Consider the following 26,931-nt stretch of genomic DNA (forward strand, 5'->3'; position numbering starts at 1 on the left):
CTCAGCGCTTCTTCACGAACTCGGTCAGGATCACGATACGCTGCCCCTCGACCCGGCCTTCGATATGGGCCGGGTTGTCAAGAACAAGGGAAATGCCGCGCACCGCCGTGCCGCGTTTGGCCGTGAAATTAGCCCCTTTGACCGGCAAATCCTTGATCAGAACAACGGTATCGCCCTGCGCCAATGGCACGCCGTTACTGTCGCGGTGGCCGCTATCTTGGGGCAGGTTGTCCACCCATACGCGGGTGTCCTCATCAAGCCAAAGTTGATCGACCAAATCCCGCGCCCAATCGTGATCAGAGAGGCGGGCCAAGATGCGCGCCGCGAGAACTTGAACCGGGGTATCCTCGGACCACATCGACGAGGCAAGACAGCGCCAATGCTCGGGCTCAAGCGTGCCGTCGATCTGATCGGCGCAAAGAGCGCAGAGATCGACACTGGCCGCCTCAGGCCCGCCCGACACGGCATAAGGACTAAGCGGGGCATCGGCGGCACAAAGGGCGCAAGGCATAACGGGAAACTCCGGTTCAAGAGAGGGCTGTGATCCCTTAGACCCCGAACGGACGGGAAAAAAGCCTAGACTGCACCGTCGCTGTTGCGGGGCTGCATTTGCGCGTGTTTGGGCACATCATCCCACCTTGACCAAACGCCTATTCCCATACATATGCCAAAGCTATGACAGACCTTGCTCACATCCGCAATTTTTCGATCGTGGCTCATATCGACCACGGCAAATCCACCCTTGCTGACCGGTTGATCCAATCGACCGGCACGGTGCAGGACCGTGATATGAAGGCGCAGATGCTGGATGCCATGGACATCGAGCGCGAGCGGGGGATCACGATCAAGGCCAATACGGTGCGCATCGACTACAAGGCGCAGAATGGCGAGCTTTATGTGCTCAATCTGATCGACACGCCCGGACATGTGGATTTCGCCTACGAGGTCAGCCGCAGCATGCGCGCGGTCGAGGGCAGTCTTTTGGTGGTGGACAGCACACAAGGCGTCGAGGCGCAGACGCTGGCCAATGTCTATCAGGCGATTGACGCAGGTCACGAAATTGTTCCCATTCTCAACAAGATCGACTTGCCCGCGTCCGAGTGCGACCGGGTGGCCGAGCAGATCGAGGATGTGATTGGCATTGATGCAAGCGGCGCCATTCGCGTGTCGGCAAAAACTGGTGTCGGCATCGCTGAAACGCTCGAGGCTATCGTCAAACATCTGCCCGCGCCGAAAGGCGATGAGAATGCACCGTTGAAGGCGATGCTGGTGGATAGCTGGTATGATGCCTATCTGGGCGTGGTCGTTCTGGTGCGGATCATGGACGGACGCATGAAACGCGGCGACCGTATCCATATGATACAGACCGAGGCCACCTATAATGTCGAGCGGATCGGCGTCTTCCGCCCGCAGATGGAAAAGGTCGAGAGTCTTGGACCCGGCGAAATCGGCTTTATCACCGCGTCGATCAAGCAGGTGCGCGATACCAAGGTGGGCGATACCATCACCCATGAAAAACGCCCGTGCGACAAGGCCTTGCCGGGGTTCAAACCCTCTGTGCCGGTGGTGTTCTGCGGGCTTTTCCCTGTAGATTCCAACGAGTTCGAGGATCTGCGCGACGCAATCGAGAAGCTGGCACTGAATGACGCCTCGTTCAGCTATGAGATGGAAACATCGGCGGCGCTTGGCTTTGGGTTTCGCTGTGGCTTTCTCGGGCTCTTGCACCTCGAAGTGATCCGCGACCGGATCGAGCGGGAATACAATATCGAGTTGATCACCACGGCCCCGTCGGTGATCTATCACCTCTACATGAAGGACGGATCGCGGCGCGATCTGCACAATCCTGCCGATATGCCCGATCTGACCTATGTGGGTCATATCGAAGAGCCGCGCATCAAGGCGACGATTCTGGTGCCGGATGAATACCTTGGCGATGTGCTCAAACTTTGTCAGGACCGGCGCGGCATCCAGATGGATCTGACCTATGCCGGGGCGCGGGCGATGGTTGTCTATGACTTGCCGCTCAACGAGGTGGTGTTCGATTTTTACGACCGGCTGAAATCCGTGACCAAGGGCTATGCATCCTTTGACTATCACCTTGAAGGGTATCGTGAGGATAGTCTGGTCAAGATGCAGGTTCTCGTGAATGACGAACCTGTGGATGCCCTCTCGATGATGGTCCACCGTGACCGCGCTGAAATGCGCGGGCGGGCGATGTGCGAAAAGCTCAAGGATCTGATCCCGCGCCACATGTTCAAGATCCCCATACAGGCGGCCATCGGTGGCAAGGTGATCGCCCGCGAGACGCTCTCGGCGTTGCGCAAGGATGTGACCGCCAAATGCTATGGTGGCGACGCCACGCGGAAAAAGAAGCTCTTGGAAAAGCAGAAGGCCGGCAAAAAGAAGATGCGCCAATTCGGCAAGGTGGACATCCCGCAAGAGGCGTTCATTTCCGCACTCAAGATGGACAGCTAAGCAGCTTGTCTGCGACGCGGTGCAACTCTTACTGGCGTTACGCCGCGCCGCGCGCTAGCGTGTTTCCAGCAGCGAAACAATAGAGGCGCATCATGACGACCAAGGCCAAAACCAAGAGCCCGCGCAAGACGACGACCCGAACCACCACCAAGACTGGTACGGCCAAACCCCGGACTACCCGAAAGGTCGCCCCACCTCAGGAGGCTGCACCCGAGGCGGAGATCGCGGTTGTGGCCGAGACTGTGAGCGCCGAGACCGACACCGGAAATGTCATCACTTTGGCCGTCGCCGAGGCTATCCCGGCAGACAGCGGGCCGGAGTTGAAAAAGCAGGAACTGATCGACAAGGTTCTGGCCAAGGGTGACATCAAGAAAAAGAATGCCAAGCCCGTGGTCGAGGCGGTGCTAGAAGTCTTGGGCGAAGTTCTGGCGGAGGGCCGCGAAATCAACCTGCCGCCCCTGGGCAAGATCAAAATCAACCGGGTGCGTGACATGGCCAATGCCCGCATCATCATCGCCAAAATCCGACAAGCGAAACCCGGTGCCGGACCCGACACCGAAGCTGACGACGACGACAGTGACGAAGATATGAAAGAGGGTGTTGCACAGGGCGAAGAGTGACGCTAAAAGCCCCCACGGCGGGTGATTAGCTCAGTGGTAGAGCGCTTCGTTCACATCGAAGATGTCAGGGGTTCAAATCCCTTATCACCCACCATTATCTCCTATTTTGTGATGTAAAACAGGGTGTTGGCGGTGATCCCCAGCCCTATTGCGTAGGGATCGACAAGGGATCAACGCGCGCCTCGCCAGAGGTCATTCCTGCCGCCGCCCGGTCGAGGCGTAGATAAGCGATGCCGCGACCGCCCGACTGCGTATAAAGCGTGCCTGCAGCCTTGCCTTCAGGGGTGAAAATTTCGCTCCCAACAGGGGCCGCGCCATGCACCGCCACAAGTGTCAGACCCTTGCGCAATTCTGTCTTGTGTTTCATCCGGGCTGTCACCTCTTGACCGACGTAACAGCCCTTGCGGAAATCCACACCATTGAGGCGTTCAAACCCGGCCTCGAGAATAAAGGTGTCGGGGGTCAGCTCGATCCCGGTTTCGGGAATACAATGCGCCACGCGAATTCTGTCGAAATCGCTGCCATCGTCGCCGCCGGTTTCGCCATAAAGACGCCACCCCAAATCGGCATGGCGCGGGTCTACGAGTGCGCCAAGCGGAGCCGGGCCTGTGCCCCGCCGCACCTTGAGATCGGTTTCTTTAATCGTCACGTCGGCGCGCAGTTTATACATCGTCAACCGCTGCAAAAGCATCGGGGCAAGGCTTGCGTCAACATCAAGCCGGATCGCATCGTCGTGACGCGACAGCAAAAAATCCGCCAGATATTTGCCCTGCGGTGTCAGGATCGCAGCATAGACGAGCCCATGATCCAATTTTTGCAGGTCGTTGGTGACAAGGCCCTGCAAAAATTGCAGGGCGTCTTTGCCGGTGATCTCCAGAATACGGCGCGTCATGCCTCTTCCCCCGTGTTGTACGCCTGTAATATAGGTCACGAGAACAGACACAACAGGGGTCATCATGCGCGCAGCACTCTCGGTGGTGATTCCGACACTCAACGCTGCTTCGGTTCTACCTGCGTGCCTTGCCGCGCTGATGGAGGGGCTTGAGGCGGGCTTGATCCGAGAGTTGATTATCAGTGATGGCGGATCGGACGATGCCACGTTGCAAATCGCCGAGGCCACCGGGGCGGTTGTCGTGAAGGGGGCCGCATCCCGTGGCGGCCAATTGCGCCGCGGGGCGCACCTAGCGGGTGGGGGATGGTTGCTGTTCTTGCATGCCGATACGGTCTTGCCTGCCGGATGGGCAAATGCCGTCAGCGCGCAATTTGAACAAGGCGGGCCTGCTGCCTTTCGGCTGTCGTTTGATGCAACCGGGCCTATGCCTCAGCTGGTTGCTGGCTGGGCCAATCTGCGCAGCCGGGTGTTGGGCCTGCCCTACGGGGATCAGGCGCTGTTAATCCCGCGCGCGACCTATGACGTGGCAGGCGGATACGCAGATATACCGCTGATGGAGGATGTGGCCATGGCGCGCGCTCTGAAAGGGCGCATCTCGGTGATGCCCTTGGCTGTGACAACCTCTTCGGCGCGGTATCGGCGCGAGGGATGGGTGCGGCGGGGCGCGCGCAATCTCTGGACGCTGATCCGCTATCTCTGCGGGACGGACCCCGTGCAGCTGGCCAAGGCGTATCGGCGCAAGCGCTAGACGCGCAGGAAATCTATAGTTTCCCACATACAAGAAATTTTGGATTTTCTTGCTGAGGTGCGGCGTTGAAACGCCGCCGCCGCACAGGGCCAAGCAAGCGTTGCCGCGATTGACGCCGCGTGCCAAGGGCGTAAGGTGCGGCGCGAAGAAGCAGGAGATCCCCCAAATGAGCCTCGCCCACGGTCGCGCCTATCTGGCCATTCCCGGTCCCTCGGTCATGCCCGAAGAGGTGTTGCGGGCCATGCATCGTGCTGCCCCGAATATCTATGAGGGCGATCTGATTGAGATGACGGCGGGGCTTATTCCGGATCTGCGTGCCGTGGCGCGGACGCGCCAACATGCGACGATCTATATCTCAAACGGGCATGGGGCGTGGGAGGCGGCATTGGCCAATACGCTCCACCCCGGCGACCGCGTGCTGGTGCCGGCCACGGGGCGGTTTGGGCATGGCTGGGCTGAGGTGGCGCAGGGGCAGGGGATCATCGTCGACATGCTCGATTTCGGCAAGCGCTCGCCGATTGATCTTAACCGTCTGGAAGAGGTGCTGCGCACCGATGCGCGTCACGACATCAAGGCGGTTCTGGCGACCCATGTCGATACCTCGACCTCGGTGCTCAATGACATCGCCGGAGTGCGGGCGGCCCTGGATGCGGCGGGGCATCCTGCGCTCCTCATGGCTGATTGTATTGCCTCGCTCGCCTGTGACCGGTTCGAGATGGACGCATGGGGCGTCGACGTGATGGTAGCAGGCAGCCAAAAGGGGCTGATGGTGCCGCCCGGTCTGGCGTTTGTGTTCTTCTCGGACAAGGCGGCGGAGGCGCGCAAGCGGTTGCCGCTGGTCAGTCGCTATTGGGATTGGACCCATCGCGCCGATCCGCAGATGTTCTATCAATACTTCGGCGGCACAGCCCCGACGCATCATCTTTACGGCCTGCGCGCGGCGCTTGACTTGATCGCGGCTGAGGGCGGCATCGAGGCGGTTTGGGTCCGCCATGAAACGCTGGCCCGTGCCATCTGGGCCGCCTGTGAGACATGGGGGCAGAGCGGGCCGCTTGAGCTTAACATCAGTGATCCCGCTCTGCGCAGCCGCGCCGTGACAGCGCTTCGGATCGGGGCACCGCATGGGTCACGCCTGCGGTCTTGGGTACAAGACTATGCAGGCGTAACGCTTGGGATTGGCCTTGGAATGGCAGAACCGGGTGATCCGGCGTGGCATGGATTTTTTCGCATAGGCCATATGGGACACGTGAACGCCCATATGGTTTTGGGTGCGTTGGGTTCAATCGAGGCAGGATTGACTGCGCTTGATATTCCGCATGGCGCGGGCGGACTTGAGGCGGCAGCACGGGTGATTTCAGGGAAGAGCTAGGGGGCGGTTCGCAGCGGCAGGTCTTGCGCTGAGTTTGGCCCCAAACGATGAGCCGCGCAGCGCCCGCCCGAGGGGGCGGATGGGCGTTGCGCGGCGGCGCGTGCCGCGCCCTCAATCCCTCAGATTTGTTTCCAGCCAATGTTCCAGCCAATGGATATTGTAATTTCCGGACTGGATATCATCCTCTTGCAGTAGCGCGTGAAAGAGCGGAATGGTAGTGTCGACGCCATCCACGATCAACTCGCCAAGCGCCCGGGCCAGACGGCGCAAGGCGCTGTGCCGGTCCTTGCCATGCACGATCAGCTTGGCAATCAAGCTGTCGTAATAGGGCGGTATCTTGTAGCCATCGTAGAGCGCCGAATCCATCCGCACGCCCAAACCGCCGGGCGCGTGAAATTGTGTGATCCGGCCCGGACGCGGTGCGAAATCAGGTAGCTTCTCAGCGTTGATACGCACCTCTATGGCGTGGCCGTTGATGATCAGATCATCCTGAGTAAAGGACATCGGCATGCCTTCGGCCACGCGAATTTGTTCCTGCACAAGGTCCACGCCAAAAATCGCCTCGGTCACGGGATGTTCGACCTGCAACCGCGTATTCATTTCGATGAAGAAGAACTCACCCTTTTCATAGAGAAACTCGATGGTGCCTGCACCGCGATACTGGATATTCGCGCAGGCATCGGCACAGATCTTGCCGATACGGGCGCGCTCCTCGGCGGTGATACAGGGGCCGGGGGCTTCTTCCAGCACCTTTTGGTGCCGACGCTGCAACGAGCAGTCGCGCTCTCCCAGATGCACTGCGCCGCCCTTGCCATCGCCGAACACCTGAATTTCGATATGGCGCGGCGTGGTCAGGTATTTCTCGATATAGACCTCGTCATTGCCAAAGGCTGCCTTGGCCTCGGAACGCGCTGTGAGAAAGGCCTTTTCCAACTCGGCGGCGCTTTGCGCCACCTTCATGCCACGCCCGCCGCCACCGGCTGTGGCCTTGACGATGACCGGAAAACCGATCTCGGCGCAGAGCGCCTGCGCTTGCTTGAGATTGGCAACACCGCCCTCAGAGCCGGGCACGCAGGGCACGCCAAGCGCCTTCATCGTATCCTTGGCGGTGATCTTGTCGCCCATGATGCGGATATGTTCGGCAGACGGGCCGATAAAGGTCAGGCCGTGATCCTCGACGATCTGCACGAAATTGGCGTTCTCTGACAAAAAGCCATAGCCCGGATGGATCGCTTGCGCCCCCGTCACCTCACAGGCGGCAATAATCGACGGAATCGACAAATAACTTTCGGAAGAGGAGGGCGGGCCGATGCAGACGGATTCATCTGCCATGCGCACATGCATGGCGTCGGCGTCGGCGGTGGAATGCACGGCGACGGTCTTGATCCCCATCTCACGGGCAGCGCGGATCACGCGAAGGGCAATTTCGCCCCGGTTGGCGATCAGGATTTTCTCGAACATTGCACGCGGCCTTATTCGATGATCATCAGAGGTGCGCCATATTCGACCGCTGCGCCGTCTTCGATGAGAATGCGTTTGACGGTGCCGCCGCGCGGGGCGGGAATATGGTTCATCGTCTTCATCGCCTCGATGATCAAGAGCGTGTCGCCCTCGGACACCTGCGTGCCTACGCTGACAAAGGCGGGGGCACCCGGTTCAGCCTGCATATAGACCGTCCCAACCATCGGCGAAGTGACTGCGCCGGGGTGGCTTGCCGGGTCTTCGGCGGCGGGGGCGGCCGCGGCCGGGGCGGCAGCCGGGGGTTGGGCATAAGCAGTCGCAGGCGGGGGCGCGTAGTGGGTGGTAACTGTTTCACCCCGGCGGCTGACGCGAACCTGAAGCGTGTCGTCCTCGCCATATTCCCGCTTGACCGACAATTCAGTCAGATCGTTGTCATTCAGCAGTTCCGCCAATGCCTTGATAAAGGCCACGTCCGATTCATGGGATTTGTTCGACATATCTTCCTCGACCACAGCGCGATGATGTCCCGTTCCGGGCTCATGGCATTTTGTTTTGGCCGCTTATAGGGCAAGGCGGAGGCTGAGAAAAGCGGCCATTACCCTATAATCTGGGGGCAGGGGGGCAATTTTACGAGAGCTGCACGCCATCAGAGCGGCATCCCAGAAAGTTTTGCCACCAGTTCCGCCAGTTTGCGGGCCTGAAATTTCTCTAGCAGGCGCGCACGATAAACCTCGACGGTGCGATAGCTGAGACCCAGATCAAGGCCGATTTCCTTGGATGTCATCCCCCGACAGGTGAGAATCGCCACCTCGCGTTCGCGTTGGGTCAGCTCGACAAGGGGGCGTTCGTCCGAGAGATCGGAGAACGACCAGATGCCGCGCTGAAACGGGGCCTCGGGCGTTAGCGACTGGCCGCGCACCCGGCACCAAAAGAGCGTGCCATTGCGGCGCTTCATCACCCGTTCATCCGCATAACGCCCGGTTTTGCGCATGATGGCGAGCGCATCCGCCCCGATGCGGCGATAATCCTCGATGGAGGGGTAATAGCGGGCCAGCGGGATGTTGGTATAATCGGCGGGGGTATCGCCAAAGATCGCGGCAAATTTCTGATTGCACTGCCGGATGATGCGGTGTTCCAGCAGAGCAAGGCCCACAGGGGCATGATCGAAGGCGAGTTCCTTGATGTCCATGGCCCGTTATGGCGCGCGGGACGCGGTGCGCCAAGAGGTTTGCGTGTTTCTACGGAATTGTGCCGGGGCCGCGTCGGTGCTTTGGTAGCGACGCGGAGGATTGGGCGATGAATATCGGGATTTGGCTGGAGCGGGCAGCGCAGGCTTGGCCCAGGCGGGCGGCGCTCTTCACCGGCGTTGATCTGGTGGCGGATTATGCCGGGTTTGACCGCGCCGCGCGCGAGGTGGCGGGCGGGTTGACGGCGCAAGGCGTGGCGGCTGGCGACCGGGTGGCGATTTTCATGGGCAATGCGCCCGAGTATCTCTTGGCGCTTTACGGTATCTGGTATGCCGGGGCCGCTGCCGTGCCGATCAATGCCAAGCTGCACGGGGCAGAGGCGGCGTGGATCATCGCAGATGCAGGCGCGCAGGTGGTTTTGGCGGATGTGGTTCGGCGCGATGCCTTGGCCGAGCAGGGGGTCGTGGCACAGGCGGGCACGCGGGGCGCGGCGGTGGCCGAGGTTGCCGCGCGCGCGCCCGGCGATCTGGCGTGGTTGTTTTACACCTCTGGCACCACTGGGCGGCCCAAGGGGGTGCGGATCACGCATCGGATGCTGGTCGCGATGTCGCTCAGCTATCTGGCGGATGTCGATGAGGTGACCGGCGACGATGCCACGCTCTACGCCGCGCCGATGAGCCATGGCGCCGGGCTTTATGCGATGGTGCATGTGCTGCGCGGGGCGCGTCATGTCTGCCCGGCGTCGGGCGGGTTTGACGAGGGGGAAATTCTTGATCTCGCGCGGCATCATGGCCGGGTGCATATGTTCGCCGCGCCGACGATGGTCAAGCGGCTGACCGCACAGGTGCAGGCGCGCGGCGAGACCGGGGAGGGGCTGCGCAGCGTGGTCTATGCCGGGGGGCCGATGTATCTGGCAGATATTCTCGAGGCGGTCGAGGTGTTCGGGCCAATCTTCCTGCAAATCTACGGGCAGGGGGAATGCCCGATGGCGATCACCGCGCTGAGCCGCGCCGATGTGGCGGATCGCAGCCATCCGCGTTGGCGCGAACGGCTGGCCTCGGTAGGTCGCGCGCAATCGGTGGTCGAGGTGCGGATTGCGGATGACACGGGGGCAGAGGTACCGCCGGGGGAGGTGGGCGAAATCCTCGTGCGCGGCGATGCGGTGATGCCGGGCTATTGGCAGAACGCGGCGGCGAGCGAAAAGGCGCTGCGCGACGGCTGGCTCTGGACGGGTGATCTGGGCCGGATGGACGATGACGGCTATGTGACCTTGCAGGACCGATCCAAGGATATGATCATCTCGGGCGGGTCCAACATCTATCCGCGCGAGGTGGAAGAGGTGCTCTTGACCCATTCTGACGTGATCGAGGCGGCGGTGGTGGGCATGGCCGATGCCGAATGGGGCGAGGTGGTGGTGGCCTTTGTGGTCTGTGACGGGACGCTCGATGAGGCAGCGCTTGACGCGCATTGCCTGCGCCAGATCGCCCGGTTCAAGCGGCCCAAACGCTATATCACGGTCGCCGAGTTGCCCAAGAACAATTACGGCAAAGTGCTCAAGACCGAATTGCGGGCGCGTCTGACCACCTAGCGCAGCCTTGTTTTCACCCGCCAAAGGCGCTAGATGCGCGGGGTCGAGCGGTCGCAGCCTACCCGCTTTAAAAAACAAGGATAAAAGATGAGGACGATTGTTATCTGCTCGGGCGGACTCGATTCCGTATCGCTCGCCCATAAGGTGGCCGCTGAGCATGAATTGGCGGGGCTTCTGAGCTTTGATTACGGGCAACGCCATGTGAAAGAGGTGGAATATGCCGCAGCTTGCGCGCGCCGTCTGGGTGTGCCGCATAAGGTGGTGGATATTCGCCAGATCGGGGCGGCGCTGTCGGGTTCCGCGCTGACCGATGATGTGGCAGTGCCGGATGGGCATTACGCCGAAGAGACCATGAAAATCACCATCGTGCCCAACCGCAATGCGATCATGCTGGCCATCGCCTTTGGCATGGCGGCGGCGGAAAAGGCCGATGCCGTGGCCGCGGCGGTGCATGGCGGCGATCATTTCATCTACCCCGATTGCCGCCCCGGCTTCATCAACGCGTTTCAGGCGATGCAGGATGCGGCGCTGGAGGGGTATGCCGAGGTGAAGCTCTATACGCCCTATTTGCAGGGGTCCAAGGGCGATATCGTCACCGATGGGGCCAAGCACGGCACGCCCTTTGCCGAAACATGGTCGTGCTACAAGGGCGGGGCCAAACATTGCGGGCGCTGTGGCACCTGTGTCGAGCGGCGCGAGGCGTTTCATCTGGCGGGGGTTGTTGATCCGACCGACTATGAAGACCGGGATTTCTGGCTGGCGGCTGTGGCCGGGCGGGGGGTGTGATGTATCGGATCACCAAGGAATTTCATTTTTCCGCCTCACATCAGCTTTTTGGCCTGCCTGCGACGCATCAATGCGCGCGGCTGCACGGGCATAATTACATCGTGGTGGTCGAACTGACCGCCGCCGAGTTGAACGCGCATGGCTTTGTGCGCGATTACCTCGATCTGGGGGATCTGAAGCGGTATATTGATGACACGCTCGATCACCGGCATCTGAATGATGTGCTGGGGGATGATTGCGTGACCGCTGAACGGATGGCCAAACATCTTTTTGACTGGTGCCATGCGCGCTGGCCCGAGGTGACGGCGGTCAAGGTCAGCGAGACGCCGAAAACATGGGCGGAGTATCGCCCGTGACCGAGGCGATCCGGGTCTCGGAAATCTTTGGCCCGACCATTCAGGGCGAGGGCGCGCTGATCGGTCAGCCGACAGTGTTTGTGCGCACCGGGGGCTGCGATTACCGCTGTGTCTGGTGTGACAGCCTGCACGCGGTCGAGTCGGCCTATCGCGAGACTTGGGTGCCGATGAGTGCTGACGCGGTGTTGGCCGAGGTCGCGCGCCTCTCGGGCGGTCGGCCCATCATGGTGACGCTCTCGGGCGGCAATCCGGCGATTCAGCCGTTGGGGGCGTTGATTGATCTGGGCCATGCGTGCGGCTATCGCTTTGCGATGGAAACCCAAGGCTCTGTCGCCCGCGACTGGTTCGCGGCGCTCGATATGCTGGTGCTCAGCCCTAAGCCGCCGTCGTCGGGCATGGAGGTGGACTGGGCGCTCTTTGACGATTGCGTTGCAGCGGCCAAGGGTGCTGCGAGCGTCCTCAAGATCGTCGTATTTGACGAGGCGGATTATGAATGGGCGCGGGCGGTGGCGGGGCGCTATCCGCAATTGCCCCTCTATTTGCAGCCGGGCAATCACACGCCGCCCCCGCCCGAGGATGATGCCGCCACGGTCGATCAGGCGGGCATCGACGCGCGCATGCGCTGGTTGGTAGAGCGGGTGACGGGTGACGGATGGTTTGACGCAAAGGTTTTGCCGCAGTTGCATGTGATGCTCTGGGGCAACAAGCGCGGGGTGTGAAGGAGAAAGCGATGAGCGAGAATATTTACAAAGACCTCAAGCAGTTGGGCGGCGCGGCGCAGATACCGCAGAGCCCCGAAGAGGCGCTGTTGGAGCGTGTGGCCAATCCGCAGGCGGATGTCCAGTATAACGTGCGGTTCACCGCGCCTGAGTTTACCTCGCTCTGCCCCATGACCGGACAGCCGGATTTCGCGCATTTGGTGATTGATTATGTGCCGGGCCAATGGCTGGTCGAGAGCAAATCGCTCAAGCTTTACCTGACCAGTTTCCGCAATCATGGAGCCTTCCACGAGGATTGCACGATTTCCATTGCGCGGCGGCTGGTGGGCTTTCTGGAGCCGGAGTGGCTGCGCATTGGTGGTTATTGGTATCCGCGCGGCGGTATCCCGATTGATGTGTTCTGGCAGACGGGCCCGATGCCAGAGGGCGTGTGGATTCCCGACCAGGGCGTGCCGCCCTATCGCGGGCGCGGCTAAGCCGCTTTTGGGCATCTTGCCCGCCCGTTGATCGGGCGGGCGCATGCCCCCTCAGACACCCAGCCAGCGATGCTGCGCCTCGGTATCGGCGCGGATATCGTCGGCGGTGCCGGTCCAGACCACTTGGCCCTTGCTGACCACCACCACATCATCCGCAAGCGAAGTGGCAAAGCCGAAATTCTGCTCGACCAGAACCATCGACAGCCCCTCGCGCTTGAGCTCCATCAGCTTGTCATGGATCAGCTTGACGATGATCGGGGCCAGCCCCTCGGTGGGTTCGTCCAGGATCAAGAGGCGTGGATTCATCAGAAGCGCGCGGGCAATCGCCAGCATTTGCTGTTCGCCCCCCGACAGCTGCGTGCCGCCATTCTCAAGGCGTTCGCCAAGGCGCGGGAAGAGGTCCAGCACCCGGTCCATTGTCCATGCCCCGTCAAACCGCTTTGACGCGATTTCAAGGTTCTCACGCACCGTCAGAGAAGGGAAGATATCCCGCGTTTCCGGCACATAGGCGATGCCCGCCTTGGCGATATCATAGGGCCGTTTGGGCATGGCCCGCCCATCAAAGGTGATCTGCCCCTCGCGCAGCGGCAGTAGCCCCATCACTGTCTTCAGCGTGGTGGATTTGCCCGCGCCATTGCGCCCCAGAATGGCCAGAACCCGGCCTGCCTCGGCGCGCAAACCCATGCCATAAAGCACTTGGGTTTCGCCATAGCCGGAATTGACGGCATTCAGTTCAAGCATCTTCCCAACTCCCCAGATAGATTTCCTTGAGCAGCTTGGAGCCGCGCGCGGCCTCGGGCAGCCCGTCAAACACCACCTCACCATAGTTCAGCACGGTGATCGTATCGGCCACGTCAAAGGCGAGGTCCATGTCATGCTCGATGATCAGAAGTGTCAGATCCCGCGGCAGGTTGTTCAGAAGGTCGTGAAACCCCTTGGCCATCTCGGGGCCCACGCCGCTTGTTGGTTCGTCCATCAAGAGAACGAGAGGGCGGGTGGCCAGCGCCACGCCCACCTCCAGCTGCCGCCGCACGCCATAGCTGACCTCAGACACACGCGCATGCAGATAGGGCATGAGATTGACCTGTTCGGCCACCTCGGCCACGATTTCGCGCACTTCGGGACGTGCGAGGCTGTCGGTATAAAGCCGGGTTGCGTTGCCGGTGTGGATCGCCGCCGCCAGCCCCAGATTTTCCTCGACGGTCAAGCCGTCAAATAGTGTGTTCTTCTGATAGCTGCGCGACAGACCTTGCCGCGCGCGCCGGGCCACGGGCAGGGCGGTTACATTCTCGCCCGCCAGATGTACCGATCCGCTATCGGGGCTAAGTTCGCCCACCAGCAGGTTGAAGAGTGTCGTCTTGCCCGCGCCGTTGGGGCCAAGGATCACCCGCCGCTCGCCCCGCTCCAGCTTGAGCGAGACCCCGCGCGTGACATGCACCGCGCCAAAGCTCTTATCGAGATTGCGTGTCTCAAGCATCGGTCTTGACCTCCCTTGGGTCGATATCGCGCGCCGCATCCGCCGCACGCCGTTCTATCCGCGCGCCAAACCGCGCCTCGATCCAGCCAAAGATGCCATTGGCGCGGCTCATCACCACGGCAATCAGGATGACCCCGACCACCAGATGCCAATAGCTTGTGAGCGCGCCTACCTCATGCTTGAGCAGCACAAAGACCGCAGCGCCCAGCAAGGGGCCGACCAGCGTTCCAAGCCCGCCAAGGATCACAACCACCAACGCCTCGCCCGAGACTGTCCAAGACAGAAGGCCGGGCGAGACAAACATCACATGCTGTGCTGCCATCACGCCCGCCAAGCCGGAAATCAGACCAGAAAGGCCAAAGACATCCGCCTTGACCCGCCAGACCGTGAGGCCAAGCGCGCGCATCCGCTGTTCGTTGTGCATGACGCCCGACAGTGACCGGCCTAGTCCAGAACGCAGGATCAGCACGGCCGCGCCATAGATCGCGGCCAGCATGGCAAGGCAGAAGAGAGCAAAGCTGCGCCCGTCATTCAGGTCTAGCCCGATCAGCGCAAGATCGAGCCGTTCAATCCCGCCGAGCCCGTCATCGCCGCCAAAAAGCGGCGCTTCGAACACATATGAATAGCTCATCTGCCCAAAGGCCAGCGTCGCCATGATGAAATAGATTCCATGGCTGCGGGCGCAGATGGCTCCGATGACCCAAGCGATGGCCCCGGTTATTGCCACCGCGCCACCCATAGCGGCCACTGGCGTCAACCCAACCTTGGTGGACAGGATCGCATAGCCATAGGCCCCGACGCCAAGCAATGCGCCGTGGCAGAGCGAGACCATGCCGCCAAAGCCTGCGACCATATCGAGCGCGATCACCAGCATGGCGAGGATGAGAATCTCGGTCAGGATTTCCAGCCCGAAATATTCCGCCGTAAAGGCCTGGAAGAGGGCCGCCGATGCCAAGAGCACGAGCGCGCCGTATCGCAGAGGTGTGTGTCGGAACATCGCCTTATCCTTTCGCCGGAAAGAGGCCCACAGGCCGGATCACCAGCACCGCCGCCAAGAGCGCGTAAATCAGAACCGAGGCCAGTTGCGGTGCCAGCACCGCGCCAAAGGTCTGCACGAACCCAAAGATGAGAGAGCCCGCGATGGCCCCTTTGAGCGAACCCAAGCCCCCGATCACGATCACGATCAGCGTGGGGATAAGGATTTGCAGACCCATGTCGGGTGTGACGCTCAAGAGCGGTGCCGCCACCGCGCCCGCCAGCCCTGCAAGCGCGCAGCCCACACAAAAGACGATAAAGAACAGCCGCTCGACATTGATCCCAAGGCAGGCCGCCATCGCGTCATTGTCAACGCCCGCGCGGATCATTGCGCCAATCTGTGTGCGGCTGAGGACAAAGGCCAATGCGCCAAAGATTGCCAACCCCAAAGCGATGATAAACAGCCGGTAGGCGGGATATTCGACACCCAAGAGCGCCACGCGCCCGGCAAGAAGCTCTGGCACTTCCAGCCCGAGCGCCAGATCGCCCCAGACGATCCGGGTGATATCGAGCAGGGCAAAGATCAGCCCGAAGGTCACCAGAACCTGTGCCATCGGACCCGATTTGCGCATCCGCTGGATGAGGCCGGAATAAAGCAGCACGCCCACCCCCGCGACCGCCACCGGGGCCAGAAAGAACCCGGCCCAATAGCCGCCAACCGCTGCCACCGAGGCCGCGAAATAGGCCCCAAGCGCGTAGAGCGCGCCATGCGCCAAGTTGACGAAATGCATCAGGCCAAAGATCACGGTCAGGCCGATAGACAAGAGAAACAACAGCATGGACAGTTGCAACGCATTGAGCGCCTGTAGTGTCCAGAAACCAAGATCGAGTGACATTGCGGAACCTCCTCCCGAAAGGGCCCGGCCAAGGATATGGCCGGGCCGCCTGTCTTAGTTGCTGACGGGGGCCGCCATCTCGCAGCCGTTGACCGGATCGGCCTCGGCGGGCAGCTCTGCCAGCACCTTTTGGGTCAGCCCATCGGTGCCTGCGATAGTCTCGTAGACATAGATCGGCTGCACGATGTTGTTGGTCGCGGGATCAATCGACAATGCGCCGCGCGGCCCGTCGAACCGCACTTGGCGCAGGGCGTTGGCAAGGCTCTCGCGATCCGTGGCACCTGCCTTGACCGCCTCGATCAAGGCGCGGCCTGCGTCATAGCCATGTACGGCGAATTCCGACGGCACGCGGCCTGTCTTGGCCGTGAAAGCCTCGACGAATTGCGCGTTGGCGGGGCTGTCGATGGTGGGCACGTAATGCAAGGCGGTAATCACACCCTCTGCCGCCGGACCTTGGGCATTGACATAGAGCGACGAGGTCAGGAACCCCGAACCATAGAGCGGCAACTCGGCCTTGAGACCAAAGCTATCGTATTGCTTGACAAAGGAAATCGCCTCGCCGCCTGCATAGAACACGAACACCGCTTCGGCACCGCTTGACTTGGCCTGTGCCATATAGGGGCCAAAATCCTGCGTCTTCTGGAAGGGGGTGAAATCCTGTCCGACGATCTCGCCGCCCGCAGCGGTAAAGGTCTGGACAAACCCGTCGATCATCTGGCGACCGGCGGCATAGTCGGGGGCCAGCGTATAGACCTTGCGGATGCCCTGATCATACATCCACTGACCCATCGGGCGGTTGACCTGCCCGTTAGAGAAAGACATGCGCGTGATATAGGGCGAGCAGGCCTCGCCTGTGGCCTCGTCATTGCCTGCGTTGGCAACGATCAGCGGCACGCCCGCGCCATGCACCATGTCGCGCACAGCCCCCAAGACGCCAGAGCTGACGATGCCCGAAATCACATCGACCCTGTCCTGCAGGATCAGCTTTTTGGCCTTGGCCAAGGCCACTGGCGGTTTCACTTCGGTATCTTCGCGGACGATCTCGAATGTCGCCGCAGTCTCAGACCCGAATTGCTCAAGCGCTGTGGTGAAACCGGCCTCGATATCATTGCCAAGGGCGGCGTAAACGCCGGAAAAGGGCAAGAGCAGGCCAACTTTGATGTCCTGGGCTGTTGCGGGCATAGCAAAGCCAGTGGCAAGCCCGAGGGCCGCCAGAAATGCGCGTTTCATAGGGTAGTTCCTCCAGTTGGTGTTGAGACCCCTCCTCAGGGCCTATCCAAGATCGCCCCCGCCCACCGGCACTGTGACGCCGGTGATGTAAGAGGCCTCATCCGACGCCAGAAACAGGATCGGGCCTGCCTGTTCGTCGAGTGTTCCGTAGCGTTTCATCAGGCTCGATTGGATCGTCTGATCGACGATGGTCTGATACCAGTCTTCGCGCTGTTCTTCGGCGGCATTGGGGTTGCGCGGCACCACCCGTGGCGGGGCCTCTGTGCCCCCCGGCGCGGTGGCGACCACGCGAATGCCGCGTTCCCCCACTTCCCAGGCAAGGCTGGCGGTGATCGCATTCACCCCACCCTTGGCCGCCGCATAGGGCACGCGGTTGAGGCCACGTGTGGCAATCGACGAGACATTGACGATCACGCCAGATCCCTGCGGCAACATCCGCTCGATCGCTGCCCGGCAGCAATAGAGCGTCGGAAAGAGCGAGCGGCGCACCTCGGCGTCAATCTCATGGGGCGCATAATGCTCATAGGGTTTCGCCCAGATGGTGCCGCCCACGTTGTTGATCAGAATGTCGATCCGACCCCAGATATCAATCGCCGCCGCCATGGCCGCGTCGCAGCCTTCCCATGTTTCCAGATCGACGTTGAGCGCTTGGGCTTCGCCGCCTGCGTCACGGATCGCTGTAACCACCGTGTCGCGATGCTCTGAGCGGTCCACGACCAGCACCTTTGCCCCCTCGGCAGCGGCGCGTTCGGCTACCCGGCGACCGATCCCTTGGGCCGCGCCGGTGACGACCATCACCTTATCTGCAAAACGCGGTGTCATGCGGCGGCCGCCTCTGTCTCGGTCGGGTTGAATTTTTCGAAATGGAACGCGGCGGGTGTGACACCCAGTTGTGCGAAATGCGCGCGCACCGCGTCCACCATCGGGGGCGGACCGCAAAGGTAGACATCGCAATCGCCGCCATTCAGATCCTCAGCCGTCACGTGATCGGTGACAAATCCCTTGCGCGCGTGCTCTTCGTTTTGATCGGCCAGCACCGTGATCACGGTCACGTTGCCAATAGCCTCGGCCAAGGCCATGACACGATCGAGTTCAACCAGATCGGCGGCGCGGGTTACGGCGTAGTAGAGCGTGATCGGCTGATCCGCGCCGTGCGTTGCCACCTGTTCCAGCATCGACAGGAAGGGGGCCAAGCCAGTGCCACCCGCCAACCACAGCTGCGGGCGCTCAACGGGCCGCAGGTAAAACGCCCCCATCGGCCCGGTCAGCGTGACGGCATCGCCAGCCGTGGCGCGTTCGCCCAAATAGCGGCTCATCAGCCCGCCCGGAATGTTACGAATGAGGAATGTGGCCTCGTCCGCGCCGGGGGCAGAGGAAAAGGAATACGAGCGGTGCGCCTCGGTGCCGGGCACGGAGATATTGACATATTGACCGGGCAGAAAGCCCATCGGCTTGGCCAGTTTGACGCGCAGGCCAAAGGACGTCTCGGACAAGCGGTCAACGCCCAACACCTCTGCCGATATCGCCTCGGGCGCGGCCTTGCACATGGCAGAGGATGCAGGCACCCGGATCACGCAATCGCTCTGCGGCATCATCTGACAGGTCAGCACATAGCCCTCAGCCGCCTCATCCTCGGTCATCGCCTCGTCGAGGTAGAATTCCAGCTCATATTTGCCCTTTTCGGCAAAGCATTTGCAGGTGCCACACACCCCGTCACGGCAATCCATCGGAATGTTGATCTTTTGCCGAAACGCGGCTTCGGTGACTTTCTCGTCATCCTCGCATTGAATGACACGGGTCACGCCATCCTCGAAATTCAGGGCGATATTATAGCTGGTCATGGCGGGCTCCTCCCCTCTTGTAGCGCGTCCCCATCGGGCACGCGCCGGTCTTGGCCTCAGATGTGGTAAACGTCGATCACATGGTGGATCTGGTCGTTCTTGAGCACGACCTTCTTATCGGTGATCAGCGGGTTTTTCCCCGTCACATCAATCGTGTAATAGGACGTGCCCCAGTGTTGATCGGTCTTGCCATAGCGATAGGTCAGCGTGTGCCAGTTAAAGCGTAGCGTGATCGTGCCCGCATCCCGGCTCAGCACCTCGATATTGGCAAGGTTGTGATTGGTGCGCGGCTCTGGCAGCGAGGTGGCCGAAGACCGATCTGTCTGAATGCGGAACACGCGATCCTCGATGCCCGAGCGGTCGGGATAATAGATCAGCGACATCTCGTTTTGCGGGTCTTCGGTCAGGAGATCCTCATCATCCCAGGCGGGCATCCAGAACGGGCAATCGGCATGGTAGAACGTGAGCCAATTGTCCCAGTCGCGATCGTCAAGCGCGCGCGCCTCGGCGTAGAGAAAGGCTTGGATTTCCTCATAGGTCATGGTGGCCTCGGTGCTCTGGCGGTCTAGCGTTGCGGTGGTCATGGTCATCTCTCCTCACTCTGCCGCGACGGCGCTGCCGGGGGCGGTTTCGCGTTCCTTGGCGATGGCCTGCGCCATGCGCTCGGACCATTGCTTGTGCTGGATCACGAACAATCCCTCATCCTCGGTGCGGGCCCCCGACAGGATCGGGTTCACACCAAGCGCCTTGGCATCCTCGTCCGGGCCGTGAATCCACTGGGTCGCGCCTCGGCAAATGTCATTCCACTTGGCATGGGCGGCACCGGCATAACCACGTTGCGTGGCGCGGAATTCCTCGGTGTCGTCGGGCGTGGCCATGCCAGAGGCGTTGAAGAAATCCTCATACTGGCGAATGCGGCGCGAGCGCGAGTCTTGGCTCTCGCCCTTGGGGGCGATGCAATAGATCGTGACTTCGGTCTTATCCACGCTGATCGGACGGAACACCCGGATCTGGCTGCTGAACTGATCCATCAGGAACACGTTGGGATAGAGGCAGAGATTGCGCAGCACGCCCACCATCCATTCGGCCTTGGTGGCCCCATATTTCTCGGTCCATTCGGCAAGGCGCGGATAGTTGGGGCGATTGGTCGAGTCGGCCCATGTGGTCCACAAGAGGAGGTGCCCATTCACATAGGAATGAAAGCCGCCCTTCTGCTTGGCCCATTTGCTGGCGTCGGTTGCTTTGATCTTGTCTTCCTTGCCATCCGCCGTGCGGTGCGAGGTGGTGGCCACGTAATTCCAATGCACCGCCGAGACGTGATAGCCATCAGCGCCATTCTCGGCCTGCAATTTCCAGTTGCCGTCAAACGTATAGGTGGACGAGCCGCGCAGCACCTCGAGCCCCTCGTCGGATTGATCGACAACCATGTCGATCATCTTGCGCGCCTCACCGAGATACTCTTCCAGCGGGGCCACATCGGCATTGAGCGAGCCAAAGAGGAAGCCACGATAATTCTCGAACCGGGCCACTTTGGTCAGATCATGGCTGCCGTCCTTGTTGAATTGCTCGGGGTAGCCCGCGCCATTCGGGTCTTTGACCTTCAAGAGCTTGCCAGTGTTGGAAAAGGTCCAGCCATGGAACGGGCAGGTAAAGGTCTTTTGGTTGCGCCGCTTGAACCGGCAAAGCTGTGCGCCGCGATGCGAGCAGGCATTGACCAACGCATTCAGATTGCCGTCCTTGTCGCGGGTGATCACGACCGGCGTGCGGCCCATGTGCAGGGTGAAATAATCGCCGGGATTGGGGATCTGGCTCTCATGCGCCATATAAATCCAGTTGCCCTCAAAGATATGCTTGATCTCAAGTTCGAACAGTTCCTCATCGGTGAACATGTCGCGCCGCGCGCGGAAAATCCCCGCCTCGGCATCCTCTTGCACGATGCCGTCAAGACGGCCTTCCAGTTCGTCGAGATTGGATTGGGTAAACATGGTCTTTCCTCCTCCGGAAATGTCTTGGGTCTTGGGCCAGTTATTCACCGGCCACGGTTTTTAGGCTCCGCGCGCGGTCGCGGCGGAAAAAGTCGATCTTGTCGGGGTCGAGCGACACGCCCAGGCCTGCGCCCTGCGGCACCTCGACGGTGAAATCCCGATAGACGATAGGGGTGGCCAGAATATCCTCGGTCAGAAGCAGGGGGCCAAAAAGCTCGGACCCCCACCGCAAGTCCTCAATCCCGGCAAAGAGTTGCAGCGCAGCGGCTGTGCCAAGCCCGGTTTCCAGCATGGTCCCGGCATACAGGCCCAGCCCCGCCGCCTGCCCAATCGCCACCACCTCGGACGCGCGTTTGATCCCGCCCGATTGCGCCACTTTGACGGCAAAGACATCCGCAGCACCCCGTGCCACGATGCTGACGGCATCCTCGGGCCCGTTCAGCGCCTCATCGGCCATCACCGCAATCTCGTGAGCGCGGGTCAATTCGCGCAGCGCATTGAGATACCGCGCGCGCACTGGCTGTTCGACCAATTCGCAGCCCACATCCTGAAGGCCCCTGAGGCCCCAGCGGGCATCCTGAAGCGACCACGCCTGATTCACATCGACGCGGATTCTGGCGGCGTCGCCCACGGCGGCCTTGATCCGTGCCACATGCGCCACATCCTCGGCGACGGCGCGCTTGCCGATCTTGAGCTTGAAGATGTTGTGGCGGCGCGCGGCGATCATCTCTTGTGCCTCGGCGATATCGGTGTCGGAATTGCCAGAGGCCAGCGTCCAGGCCACAGGCAAACGGCCATGCACCGCGCCCCCGAAAAGCTGCGCGACAGAGACGCCCAAACGCTTGCCAAGCCCGTCCCAAAGCGCGATTTCCACCGCCGCCTTGGCGATCCGATTGCCCTTGACCAGATGGTCGACCAATTGGAGGGCACCGTTTACATCATCCGCCGGCCGGCCCAAAAGCGCGGGGGTGATATAGGTATCAATCGCGGATTGGATGCTCTCTGGGCTTTCGGGGCCATAGGTCAGCCCGCCGATGGTGGTGCCTTCGCCGATCCCCTCGGAGCCATCCGAGAACCGCATCCGCACCAGAACGGCGGTCTGCACCCGCATCGTAGCCATCGACAGGACATGCCCCCGGATGGTCGGAATATCGAGGATCATCGTTTCGATCTGGTCGATCTTGGTCACGGCGTTCACCACATGTCAGTATTGCATTGAGGTGCAAATTGCCTGTGGTGGGGCATCAAGTCGATGATGCTGCGGGTCTTGGGTGATACCCGAACCGAAGGGTTGCCGTAACCTATCAGAGCGCCACGGACCTGCCAAAAAGACGAAAGGCGCGCCACTGGGGCACGCCTTCTGACTGAATCAGCGGATGGCGCGGGGTCACATCATCCCAAGCGCTTCTTTATACATCTCTAGCACGGCTTCTTCTTCGGCGATGTCGTCCTTGTCGCGTTTGCGCAGGGCGATCACCTTGCGCATGACCTTGGTGTCATAGCCGCGCCCTTTGGCCTCGGCCATCACTTCCTTTTGCTGGTCGGCGATGTCTTTTTTCTCGGCCTCTAGCCGCTCGAACCGCTCGATGAACTGGCGCAACTCATCGGCAGTAACGCGGTAGTTGCTGTCAGAATTCATATCATCCATGGCCTGATCTCCGGTCGGTTGGGGTTTCTGACTAACGCTGTGCCGGATGCGGTGCAAGGGTCATCTGCGGCGCGGCTTGCAATGGCGGAAAAATTGCTCTAGCGCCGGGGCGATATCATGCGAAGGAGGTGGCGATGGAGTATATGATCTGGTCTGGGGCCGCCCTGTCGCTGGCTGGTCTGGCCACGTTGATGTGGTGCATCGTCAAAGTTTGGCGCGCGCGCAAGGCTGGTCTTTCGGATGATGACTTGCGGGCTGTGGTGCAACGGATCGTGCCGCTCAATACCGGCGCATTGTTCTTGTCCGTGATCGGCCTGATGATGGTCGTGGTGGGCATCCTTCTGGGGTGATCGCCTCAGTCGTGACGTCGGCCAAACATTCCCTCACCGTTCTTGACCATCTCGACCACCATAGGCGGCACCTGCCAGAGCGGGGTGTCCATCCTGGCCAGAGCCTTGAAATCCTGCAACATCGCGAGCATTCCGCGCTGATCGGCGGCAAACAACGGCCCACCGCGCGCGCGGTCATAGCCATAGCCGCGCACCATCAGAACATCGAGATCCGACGCGCGTTGCACCGCACCGCGCGCCAAAAGCTGCACCGCGGCCCCAACCAATGCGGCTTGCAAGGCGTGTCTTGGGGCCACCGTGCCCAATACCTCAGCCGGATCGCGCCCCGGTCCGGCTAGGTTTTTGGGCGGGCGTGGGCCCTCGCTCGGGTGGTCATAGAACCCGCGCCCAACCGCTCGGCCCACGGCCCCTTTGGCCAGCCGCTCGGCCAGAGGGTCATCCGCGCCGGGGGCAGGGCACCCAAGCCATTCCGCCACCGCACGCAGCCGGTTCGCGACCACCGGCAGCCCGTCAAAATCCATCATGAGGAAGGGTCCGGCGCGAAATCCAAGGCGCTGTGCCGCCTGATCTACCCGCTGGGGCGTCAGGCCAAGGCGGACCATTTCCAGCCCCGCGAGGCAAACCGCGCCCATCAGGATGTGACCCAGCCCCGGTCCCGCCGCAGGTTGCGCCGCGCGCACGAGTGTCACGCCCAGCCCGGTGCAAAGCTGCGCGAGACTGGCCACAATCGCAGGATCGGCGGTATCGGACACGGCCAGTTCCGCAAGGCGCAAGGTTTGCGCCGGTCGGTAAAGCCGTAGCCCCAGCGGCGCGCCCGCCAGCCCCCGCCCGTCATCGAGAGGCACTCTAAGCGTCCCGTCGGCAACCTCTGAGCCGCGCGTGCAGAGCGCCAGATCAACGGGTGCCATCCCGCTTGCCAACCGCGCGAGATGTGCAGCCCGGGTGGCGGCCTCCATCTTGCCGTGCGTGACCAATCCGTCGAGCGCGCGTGACACGCTGGCGCGCAGGTCGGGCGCATCGCTGCGCACCACTTTGCCGCCCTCTAGCAATAGCAGCGCCACATCCCCCAACCGCGCCCCGGCGAGGGCGATCCGACGTATGTCGCGGGTGGCTGCCTGCGCGCGCTCGGGCATGCCTGAGGCCCGGCGTTCGGCGGCGTAGATGTGCCGCTGCGCGCGGGCTTCGGGGCTGCGTAAACGATCCTCAAAAAGCGTCGCTTCAAAGGCTAACCCCTGCGCAAAGGGCAAAAGCTGCGCCGCCTCGACCGCGCGCAAGATATCCGACGCGGCACCGTTCTGGCCCTTGAGCCGCTCAGCCACTGTGGCGATGGCACGCTGATAGCCCGCCGGGTCGGACAGGCCGCGCGTGGCCTCTTGGCTGCGACGCCAGTGGCCTTGGTCGGCCAGCTTGCCGGCAAGGTCGACCGCGGCGGGCAGGGGATCATCGGCGGTGACTTGGGAAAAAAGGCGGCGCAGCCGTGGATCGGTGGCGCGCAGGGTTTGCCCCGCCAACATCACCTCAAGCGCCACCTGCGCCCCCAAAAGGCGCGGCAATCGTTGGGTAACGCCGCCTCCGGGTACCATGCCAAGCGTGATTTCAGGCGACGCCAATCGCGCCTCGGCCTGTGCGATACGCGCGTGCGCTGCCAAGGCGAGCGCCAAGCCCGCACCAAAGGTTGGCCCGTGCAACGCGGCGATCACCGGCTTGGGAAAGTCCTCGATCCGCGTGCAAAGCGCGTCAATCCACGGCTCTGCCAGCGACCCGTCGTATTCGGTAAGATCGACACCCGAAGAAAACCCGCTTCCAGACCCCGCAAGAACCACGGCGCGCACCTCAGCGGCGGTTGCCGCGTGATCCAAAGCGCCCGCCAGCTCTGCGCGCAATTCAGCCGATAGGGCATTGGCCACGGGGCGATCCAGCAGCAGCACCGCCACCCCGTTACGCAAGTCTTGGCGTATTTGCCCGGTCACACCGCCTCACCCCTGAAACGCTTCTACGCACAAGTTCTACGGGGAATTTCCCCATGCGCAAGCGTAGGAGGGAAAAAGCGGCGGATTCAGACCGGCATGTTGTCGAACTGCGCCTCAATGGCCTCGCATAACAGCATCTCGTGCAGGCTCTTGGTTTGGTCCGGAACGGCTATGCCTTCGTCATGCAAGCGCGCGATCATCCGGCGCAATTGCGGTTCCAGTTTGTGGCGGATGTCGGGATTGGCCTGCCCAATCTGATGCTCAAGGCGGTCAAGCTCGGTGCGCGTGTTGGTCATGATCATCCTCCCTGGTGAAATTACAACTATAGCGTGTTTTTGCTGTCGTTGGCGATAGTATAGAGACCTCGTAACAGCTGCGTGACTGGATCAAGGAACCTGTGCGGCACAGACCCGACAAAGCGGTGCTTCTGGAAGAACATCCAAACGCTCGACGGCGATCATTTCCTCACAGCGGGTGCAGGTGCCGAAACTACCTTTGCGAATGCGATCAAGCGCCGCACGGATTCGGCTGATTTCGTCCTGGCCTTGATGACCCAAATGCTCAAGCACCTCGTCACCTTCGCGCTCGATCGCGGCATCGTCCCAATCTTTGGATTTGGCCGAGTCGAGTTCTGCTTCAATGGCATGCAGGCGTTTGTCCAACTCACCGAGCCGCGCCATCAAGGCCAACCGATATCGTTCTTTGTCTAGCATCCGAAGCCTCCATGATTTTGAGTATCCTATCAGACGGCCATGTTTCGGTCATTGATACAGGTCAAGAGGGGGGCAGATCGGCGTCATGGTGCCGGCTCATATGGTCTCCCGAGGCCGGTCTTGGCTCTCGATGGGGATTAGATCGGTGCCTCTGCGCGGTTCTGTCGGTACAGGCTCCGGTTCGGTTTCGATAGAAGGTGGCAGGGGTGCGGCTGCGCCCGAAATCAGGCGCAATGCTCGCAATCCGTTCATCTGTCCAAGCTCTGCCGTGGCAACGATATGGCCGCGCGTGCCGACAAGTTGTGTGTCGTTCAGCGTCTCACGCTGGAAGGGCAGAAGATCACCGGGTTTGAGCGCCAGAATGTCACGTAAGGGCAGGCGCAACCGGGCCATGACAGCGTCAAGCATGACCGGTGCGTTGTTCACAACCTGTTCGAGATTTGCAGGGGCCTCGATTTTGGTGTTTGCGATCTTGCCCGAAGAGGCACGCGCCGGTGACGCGATCACGGGCAAGAGCAGATCAAGACGCCCCGTTTTTGCCCCCGGTCCCAGATCGACGGTGAGGCGTAGCAATTCGAAATCCGGGGCCACCAACAAGAGTGAGAGGCCGCGCAGATCCTCGACCATATCGCCAAACCCAAAACGGCGCGGTGGCGGCGCGTCGTGCTCTTGCGCCAGCTGACTTTCAAATTCTGTCAAAACTGCATCAATCAAGGGCGCGACCATCGCCGCGTCTGTGCGTGTGGCGGCGCGAGGCCGTGCCAATCCGGGGCGCACGGACCCGGTGGTCTGCACCTCGATCAGCCCGGCGAGGAATTGCGAATCAATACAGAGCGCGCCGCGTGCGCCCCCATCCCCCTCGAGCAGCACCAAGAGCCCCGCGTCACCCAAGCTGCGCCCGACGTGGGCAAGCGGTACACGCATCTGTTCGACAGTGGCCACAGTCAGGCCAAGGCCAAAGAGCGTATCTGCCGCACGCGCCAAGGACAGGCGCAGCGCCTTGACCGGTGTCATCTGGCGGCTGTCGGATCCGTCTCTTGCGGCCTGCGCCATCCGTTGAATGACCGAACTGTGATCCTGCGATCCCATACCCTGCGCCATCGCCCCTTTCTGAAGCTCTCGGGTGGACCCTAGGCAGGCTTGGTTACGATTTCATTTAAGCGGAGCAG

At 61.5% G+C, this 26,931-nt stretch carries 30 protein-coding genes and 1 tRNA gene; 11 read left to right on the forward strand and 20 right to left on the reverse strand.

Annotation, left to right across the window (positions count from 1 at the left end; genetic code table 11):
• Position 1: 1 nt before the first annotated feature.
• The gene (locus ACLGGT_RS14790) at positions 2-511 is read right to left on the reverse strand and encodes a PhnA domain-containing protein (RefSeq protein ID WP_437196687.1); all 510 of its coding nucleotides are present in this window, start codon (positions 509-511) and stop codon (positions 2-4) included.
• A gap of 164 nt (positions 512-675) precedes the next feature.
• Between ACLGGT_RS14790 and lepA the strand changes: the two genes are divergently transcribed.
• The 3 genes from lepA to ACLGGT_RS14805 all read left to right on the forward strand — a co-directional run bounded on the left by lepA (position 676) and on the right by ACLGGT_RS14805 (position 3,189).
• Positions 676-2,475 carry a translation elongation factor 4 gene (gene lepA / locus ACLGGT_RS14795; protein ID WP_008281952.1) on the forward strand — a complete coding sequence of 600 codons (1,800 nt, stop codon included), beginning with the start codon at positions 676-678 and terminating at the stop codon, positions 2,473-2,475.
• Positions 2,476-2,567: 92 nt separating this feature from the next.
• Positions 2,568-3,095, forward strand: coding sequence for an HU family DNA-binding protein (locus ACLGGT_RS14800; RefSeq protein WP_422001894.1), 528 nt, complete (start codon positions 2,568-2,570; stop codon positions 3,093-3,095).
• Between the two features lie 19 nt (positions 3,096-3,114).
• Positions 3,115-3,189, forward strand: a tRNA-Val gene (locus ACLGGT_RS14805).
• A gap of 51 nt (positions 3,190-3,240) precedes the next feature.
• On the opposite strand, the gene ygfZ is transcribed toward ACLGGT_RS14805, so the two are convergent.
• Positions 3,241-3,987, reverse strand: a complete 747-nt coding sequence (gene ygfZ / locus ACLGGT_RS14810; protein WP_081508299.1) for a CAF17-like 4Fe-4S cluster assembly/insertion protein YgfZ — start codon at positions 3,985-3,987, stop codon at positions 3,241-3,243.
• A gap of 64 nt (positions 3,988-4,051) precedes the next feature.
• Here ygfZ and ACLGGT_RS14815 point away from each other — a divergent pair, with 64 nt between their 5' ends.
• Positions 4,052-4,735 (forward strand): TIGR04283 family arsenosugar biosynthesis glycosyltransferase, encoded by a 684-nt coding sequence (locus ACLGGT_RS14815; RefSeq protein ID WP_151978925.1) that lies wholly within the window; start codon positions 4,052-4,054, stop codon positions 4,733-4,735.
• Positions 4,736-4,901: 166 nt separating this feature from the next.
• Positions 4,902-6,104 (forward strand): pyridoxal-phosphate-dependent aminotransferase family protein, encoded by a 1,203-nt coding sequence (locus tag ACLGGT_RS14820; RefSeq protein WP_437196688.1) that lies wholly within the window; start codon positions 4,902-4,904, stop codon positions 6,102-6,104.
• Between the two features lie 111 nt (positions 6,105-6,215).
• On the opposite strand, the gene accC is transcribed toward ACLGGT_RS14820, so the two are convergent.
• The 3 genes from accC to ACLGGT_RS14835 form a co-directional block, all read right to left on the reverse strand.
• On the reverse strand, positions 6,216-7,565 hold the full coding sequence (gene accC / locus ACLGGT_RS14825; protein WP_008281957.1) for an acetyl-CoA carboxylase biotin carboxylase subunit: 1,350 nt from the start codon (positions 7,563-7,565) through the stop codon (positions 6,216-6,218).
• Between the two features lie 11 nt (positions 7,566-7,576).
• Positions 7,577-8,062, reverse strand: a complete 486-nt coding sequence (gene accB / locus ACLGGT_RS14830; RefSeq protein WP_437196689.1) for an acetyl-CoA carboxylase biotin carboxyl carrier protein — start codon at positions 8,060-8,062, stop codon at positions 7,577-7,579.
• A 149-nt stretch (positions 8,063-8,211) separates the two neighbouring features.
• Positions 8,212-8,754, reverse strand: a complete 543-nt coding sequence (locus tag ACLGGT_RS14835; RefSeq protein ID WP_008281960.1) for a LuxR C-terminal-related transcriptional regulator — start codon at positions 8,752-8,754, stop codon at positions 8,212-8,214.
• Between the two features lie 107 nt (positions 8,755-8,861).
• Between ACLGGT_RS14835 and ACLGGT_RS14840 the strand changes: the two genes are divergently transcribed.
• The 5 genes from ACLGGT_RS14840 to queF all read left to right on the forward strand — a co-directional run bounded on the left by ACLGGT_RS14840 (position 8,862) and on the right by queF (position 12,677).
• A complete protein-coding gene (locus tag ACLGGT_RS14840; protein WP_437196690.1) occupies positions 8,862-10,340 on the forward strand; it encodes an AMP-binding protein in 1,479 nt (492 codons plus the stop codon).
• An 87-nt stretch (positions 10,341-10,427) separates the two neighbouring features.
• Positions 10,428-11,126, forward strand: a complete 699-nt coding sequence (gene queC / locus ACLGGT_RS14845) for a 7-cyano-7-deazaguanine synthase QueC (RefSeq protein ID WP_437196691.1) — start codon at positions 10,428-10,430, stop codon at positions 11,124-11,126.
• Positions 11,126-11,482, forward strand: coding sequence for a 6-pyruvoyl trahydropterin synthase family protein (locus ACLGGT_RS14850; protein WP_422001881.1), 357 nt, complete (start codon positions 11,126-11,128; stop codon positions 11,480-11,482). Before queC ends, ACLGGT_RS14850 begins: the two co-directional genes overlap by 1 nt.
• Positions 11,461-12,201, forward strand: coding sequence for a 7-carboxy-7-deazaguanine synthase QueE (queE, locus tag ACLGGT_RS14855; protein ID WP_219435475.1), 741 nt, complete (start codon positions 11,461-11,463; stop codon positions 12,199-12,201). The genes ACLGGT_RS14850 and queE overlap by 22 nt, the downstream gene beginning before the upstream one ends.
• A gap of 11 nt (positions 12,202-12,212) precedes the next feature.
• Positions 12,213-12,677: a preQ(1) synthase gene (gene queF / locus ACLGGT_RS14860; protein ID WP_219435474.1), complete on the forward strand. Its 465-nt coding sequence runs from the start codon at positions 12,213-12,215 to the stop codon at positions 12,675-12,677.
• Between the two features lie 51 nt (positions 12,678-12,728).
• Here the strand turns inward: queF and ACLGGT_RS14865 are convergent, their stop codons facing one another.
• The 11 genes from ACLGGT_RS14865 to ACLGGT_RS14915 all read right to left on the reverse strand — a co-directional run bounded on the left by ACLGGT_RS14865 (position 12,729) and on the right by ACLGGT_RS14915 (position 22,729).
• Entirely contained in the window at positions 12,729-13,418 is a 690-nt protein-coding gene (locus ACLGGT_RS14865) for an ABC transporter ATP-binding protein (RefSeq protein WP_219435473.1), read from the reverse strand.
• Positions 13,411-14,154 (reverse strand): ABC transporter ATP-binding protein, encoded by a 744-nt coding sequence (locus ACLGGT_RS14870; RefSeq protein WP_081508308.1) that lies wholly within the window; start codon positions 14,152-14,154, stop codon positions 13,411-13,413. Before ACLGGT_RS14870 ends, ACLGGT_RS14865 begins: the two co-directional genes overlap by 8 nt.
• Positions 14,147-15,151: a branched-chain amino acid ABC transporter permease gene (locus tag ACLGGT_RS14875; RefSeq protein WP_219435472.1), complete on the reverse strand. Its 1,005-nt coding sequence runs from the start codon at positions 15,149-15,151 to the stop codon at positions 14,147-14,149. Before ACLGGT_RS14875 ends, ACLGGT_RS14870 begins: the two co-directional genes overlap by 8 nt.
• A gap of 4 nt (positions 15,152-15,155) precedes the next feature.
• On the reverse strand, positions 15,156-16,025 hold the full coding sequence (locus ACLGGT_RS14880) for a branched-chain amino acid ABC transporter permease (RefSeq protein WP_008281969.1): 870 nt from the start codon (positions 16,023-16,025) through the stop codon (positions 15,156-15,158).
• Between the two features lie 54 nt (positions 16,026-16,079).
• On the reverse strand, positions 16,080-17,255 hold the full coding sequence (locus ACLGGT_RS14885; RefSeq protein ID WP_437196692.1) for an ABC transporter substrate-binding protein: 1,176 nt from the start codon (positions 17,253-17,255) through the stop codon (positions 16,080-16,082).
• A gap of 42 nt (positions 17,256-17,297) precedes the next feature.
• Positions 17,298-18,077 (reverse strand): benzoate diol dehydrogenase BenD, encoded by a 780-nt coding sequence (benD, locus tag ACLGGT_RS14890; protein ID WP_422001873.1) that lies wholly within the window; start codon positions 18,075-18,077, stop codon positions 17,298-17,300.
• On the reverse strand, positions 18,074-19,096 hold the full coding sequence (gene benC / locus ACLGGT_RS14895; protein WP_437196693.1) for a benzoate 1,2-dioxygenase electron transfer component BenC: 1,023 nt from the start codon (positions 19,094-19,096) through the stop codon (positions 18,074-18,076). Before benC ends, benD begins: the two co-directional genes overlap by 4 nt.
• Before the next feature lie 56 nt (positions 19,097-19,152).
• Positions 19,153-19,680 (reverse strand): benzoate 1,2-dioxygenase small subunit, encoded by a 528-nt coding sequence (gene benB / locus ACLGGT_RS14900; RefSeq protein WP_219435469.1) that lies wholly within the window; start codon positions 19,678-19,680, stop codon positions 19,153-19,155.
• Positions 19,681-19,692: 12 nt separating this feature from the next.
• On the reverse strand, positions 19,693-21,081 hold the full coding sequence (gene benA / locus ACLGGT_RS14905; protein ID WP_008281974.1) for a benzoate 1,2-dioxygenase large subunit: 1,389 nt from the start codon (positions 21,079-21,081) through the stop codon (positions 19,693-19,695).
• Between the two features lie 40 nt (positions 21,082-21,121).
• Positions 21,122-22,270, reverse strand: a complete 1,149-nt coding sequence (locus ACLGGT_RS14910) for a muconate cycloisomerase family protein (RefSeq protein WP_437196694.1) — start codon at positions 22,268-22,270, stop codon at positions 21,122-21,124.
• Positions 22,271-22,468: 198 nt separating this feature from the next.
• Positions 22,469-22,729 carry a DUF2312 domain-containing protein gene (locus ACLGGT_RS14915; RefSeq protein ID WP_008281976.1) on the reverse strand — a complete coding sequence of 87 codons (261 nt, stop codon included), beginning with the start codon at positions 22,727-22,729 and terminating at the stop codon, positions 22,469-22,471.
• A 134-nt stretch (positions 22,730-22,863) separates the two neighbouring features.
• Here ACLGGT_RS14915 and ACLGGT_RS14920 point away from each other — a divergent pair, with 134 nt between their 5' ends.
• Complete coding sequence (locus ACLGGT_RS14920) at positions 22,864-23,079, forward strand: hypothetical protein (RefSeq protein WP_008281977.1); 216 nt, start codon at positions 22,864-22,866, stop codon at positions 23,077-23,079.
• Positions 23,080-23,084: 5 nt separating this feature from the next.
• On the opposite strand, the gene ACLGGT_RS14925 is transcribed toward ACLGGT_RS14920, so the two are convergent.
• The 4 genes from ACLGGT_RS14925 to ACLGGT_RS14940 all read right to left on the reverse strand — a co-directional run bounded on the left by ACLGGT_RS14925 (position 23,085) and on the right by ACLGGT_RS14940 (position 26,863).
• On the reverse strand, positions 23,085-25,049 hold the full coding sequence (locus ACLGGT_RS14925) for an enoyl-CoA hydratase-related protein (RefSeq protein WP_437196695.1): 1,965 nt from the start codon (positions 25,047-25,049) through the stop codon (positions 23,085-23,087).
• A gap of 86 nt (positions 25,050-25,135) precedes the next feature.
• Positions 25,136-25,345: a hypothetical protein gene (locus ACLGGT_RS14930; protein WP_237183483.1), complete on the reverse strand. Its 210-nt coding sequence runs from the start codon at positions 25,343-25,345 to the stop codon at positions 25,136-25,138.
• A 90-nt stretch (positions 25,346-25,435) separates the two neighbouring features.
• Complete coding sequence (locus ACLGGT_RS14935) at positions 25,436-25,762, reverse strand: TraR/DksA family transcriptional regulator (RefSeq protein WP_437196696.1); 327 nt, start codon at positions 25,760-25,762, stop codon at positions 25,436-25,438.
• Between the two features lie 96 nt (positions 25,763-25,858).
• Entirely contained in the window at positions 25,859-26,863 is a 1,005-nt protein-coding gene (locus ACLGGT_RS14940; protein ID WP_437196697.1) for a FliM/FliN family flagellar motor switch protein, read from the reverse strand.
• Positions 26,864-26,931: the final 68 nt, after the last annotated feature.

Source organism: Roseovarius sp. MS2 (assembly GCF_051447875.1).
GTDB lineage: Bacteria > Pseudomonadota > Alphaproteobacteria > Rhodobacterales > Rhodobacteraceae > Roseovarius > Roseovarius mucosus_A.

Coding starts and splice junctions, on each gene's coding strand:
- ACLGGT_RS14850 (WP_422001881.1), top strand. CDS start 11,126: ATGTATCGGATCACCAAGGAATTTCATTTTTCCGCCTCACATCAGCTT.
- ACLGGT_RS14865 (WP_219435473.1), bottom strand. CDS start 13,418: ATGCTTGAACTGAATGCCGTCAATTCCGGCTATGGCGAAACCCAAGTG.
- ACLGGT_RS14840 (WP_437196690.1), top strand. CDS start 8,862: ATGAATATCGGGATTTGGCTGGAGCGGGCAGCGCAGGCTTGGCCCAGG.
- ACLGGT_RS14885 (WP_437196692.1), bottom strand. CDS start 17,255: ATGAAACGCGCATTTCTGGCGGCCCTCGGGCTTGCCACTGGCTTTGCT.
- accB (WP_437196689.1), bottom strand. CDS start 8,062: ATGTCGAACAAATCCCATGAATCGGACGTGGCCTTTATCAAGGCATTG.
- benC (WP_437196693.1), bottom strand. CDS start 19,096: ATGACCAGCTATAATATCGCCCTGAATTTCGAGGATGGCGTGACCCGT.
- ACLGGT_RS14915 (WP_008281976.1), bottom strand. CDS start 22,729: ATGGATGATATGAATTCTGACAGCAACTACCGCGTTACTGCCGATGAG.
- ygfZ (WP_081508299.1), bottom strand. CDS start 3,987: ATGACGCGCCGTATTCTGGAGATCACCGGCAAAGACGCCCTGCAATTT.
- ACLGGT_RS14790 (WP_437196687.1), bottom strand. CDS start 511: ATGCCTTGCGCCCTTTGTGCCGCCGATGCCCCGCTTAGTCCTTATGCC.
- benA (WP_008281974.1), bottom strand. CDS start 21,081: ATGTTTACCCAATCCAATCTCGACGAACTGGAAGGCCGTCTTGACGGC.
- ACLGGT_RS14940 (WP_437196697.1), bottom strand. CDS start 26,863: ATGGCGCAGGGTATGGGATCGCAGGATCACAGTTCGGTCATTCAACGG.
- ACLGGT_RS14820 (WP_437196688.1), top strand. CDS start 4,902: ATGAGCCTCGCCCACGGTCGCGCCTATCTGGCCATTCCCGGTCCCTCG.
- queE (WP_219435475.1), top strand. CDS start 11,461: ATGGGCGGAGTATCGCCCGTGACCGAGGCGATCCGGGTCTCGGAAATC.
- queC (WP_437196691.1), top strand. CDS start 10,428: ATGAGGACGATTGTTATCTGCTCGGGCGGACTCGATTCCGTATCGCTC.
- ACLGGT_RS14880 (WP_008281969.1), bottom strand. CDS start 16,025: ATGTCACTCGATCTTGGTTTCTGGACACTACAGGCGCTCAATGCGTTG.
- ACLGGT_RS14930 (WP_237183483.1), bottom strand. CDS start 25,345: ATGACCAACACGCGCACCGAGCTTGACCGCCTTGAGCATCAGATTGGG.
- ACLGGT_RS14800 (WP_422001894.1), top strand. CDS start 2,568: ATGACGACCAAGGCCAAAACCAAGAGCCCGCGCAAGACGACGACCCGA.
- queF (WP_219435474.1), top strand. CDS start 12,213: ATGAGCGAGAATATTTACAAAGACCTCAAGCAGTTGGGCGGCGCGGCG.
- benD (WP_422001873.1), bottom strand. CDS start 18,077: ATGACACCGCGTTTTGCAGATAAGGTGATGGTCGTCACCGGCGCGGCC.
- ACLGGT_RS14875 (WP_219435472.1), bottom strand. CDS start 15,151: ATGTTCCGACACACACCTCTGCGATACGGCGCGCTCGTGCTCTTGGCA.
- benB (WP_219435469.1), bottom strand. CDS start 19,680: ATGACCACCGCAACGCTAGACCGCCAGAGCACCGAGGCCACCATGACC.
- ACLGGT_RS14920 (WP_008281977.1), top strand. CDS start 22,864: ATGGAGTATATGATCTGGTCTGGGGCCGCCCTGTCGCTGGCTGGTCTG.
- ACLGGT_RS14815 (WP_151978925.1), top strand. CDS start 4,052: ATGCGCGCAGCACTCTCGGTGGTGATTCCGACACTCAACGCTGCTTCG.
- ACLGGT_RS14835 (WP_008281960.1), bottom strand. CDS start 8,754: ATGGACATCAAGGAACTCGCCTTCGATCATGCCCCTGTGGGCCTTGCT.
- lepA (WP_008281952.1), top strand. CDS start 676: ATGACAGACCTTGCTCACATCCGCAATTTTTCGATCGTGGCTCATATC.
- ACLGGT_RS14935 (WP_437196696.1), bottom strand. CDS start 25,762: ATGCTAGACAAAGAACGATATCGGTTGGCCTTGATGGCGCGGCTCGGT.
- ACLGGT_RS14870 (WP_081508308.1), bottom strand. CDS start 14,154: ATGCTTGAGACACGCAATCTCGATAAGAGCTTTGGCGCGGTGCATGTC.
- accC (WP_008281957.1), bottom strand. CDS start 7,565: ATGTTCGAGAAAATCCTGATCGCCAACCGGGGCGAAATTGCCCTTCGC.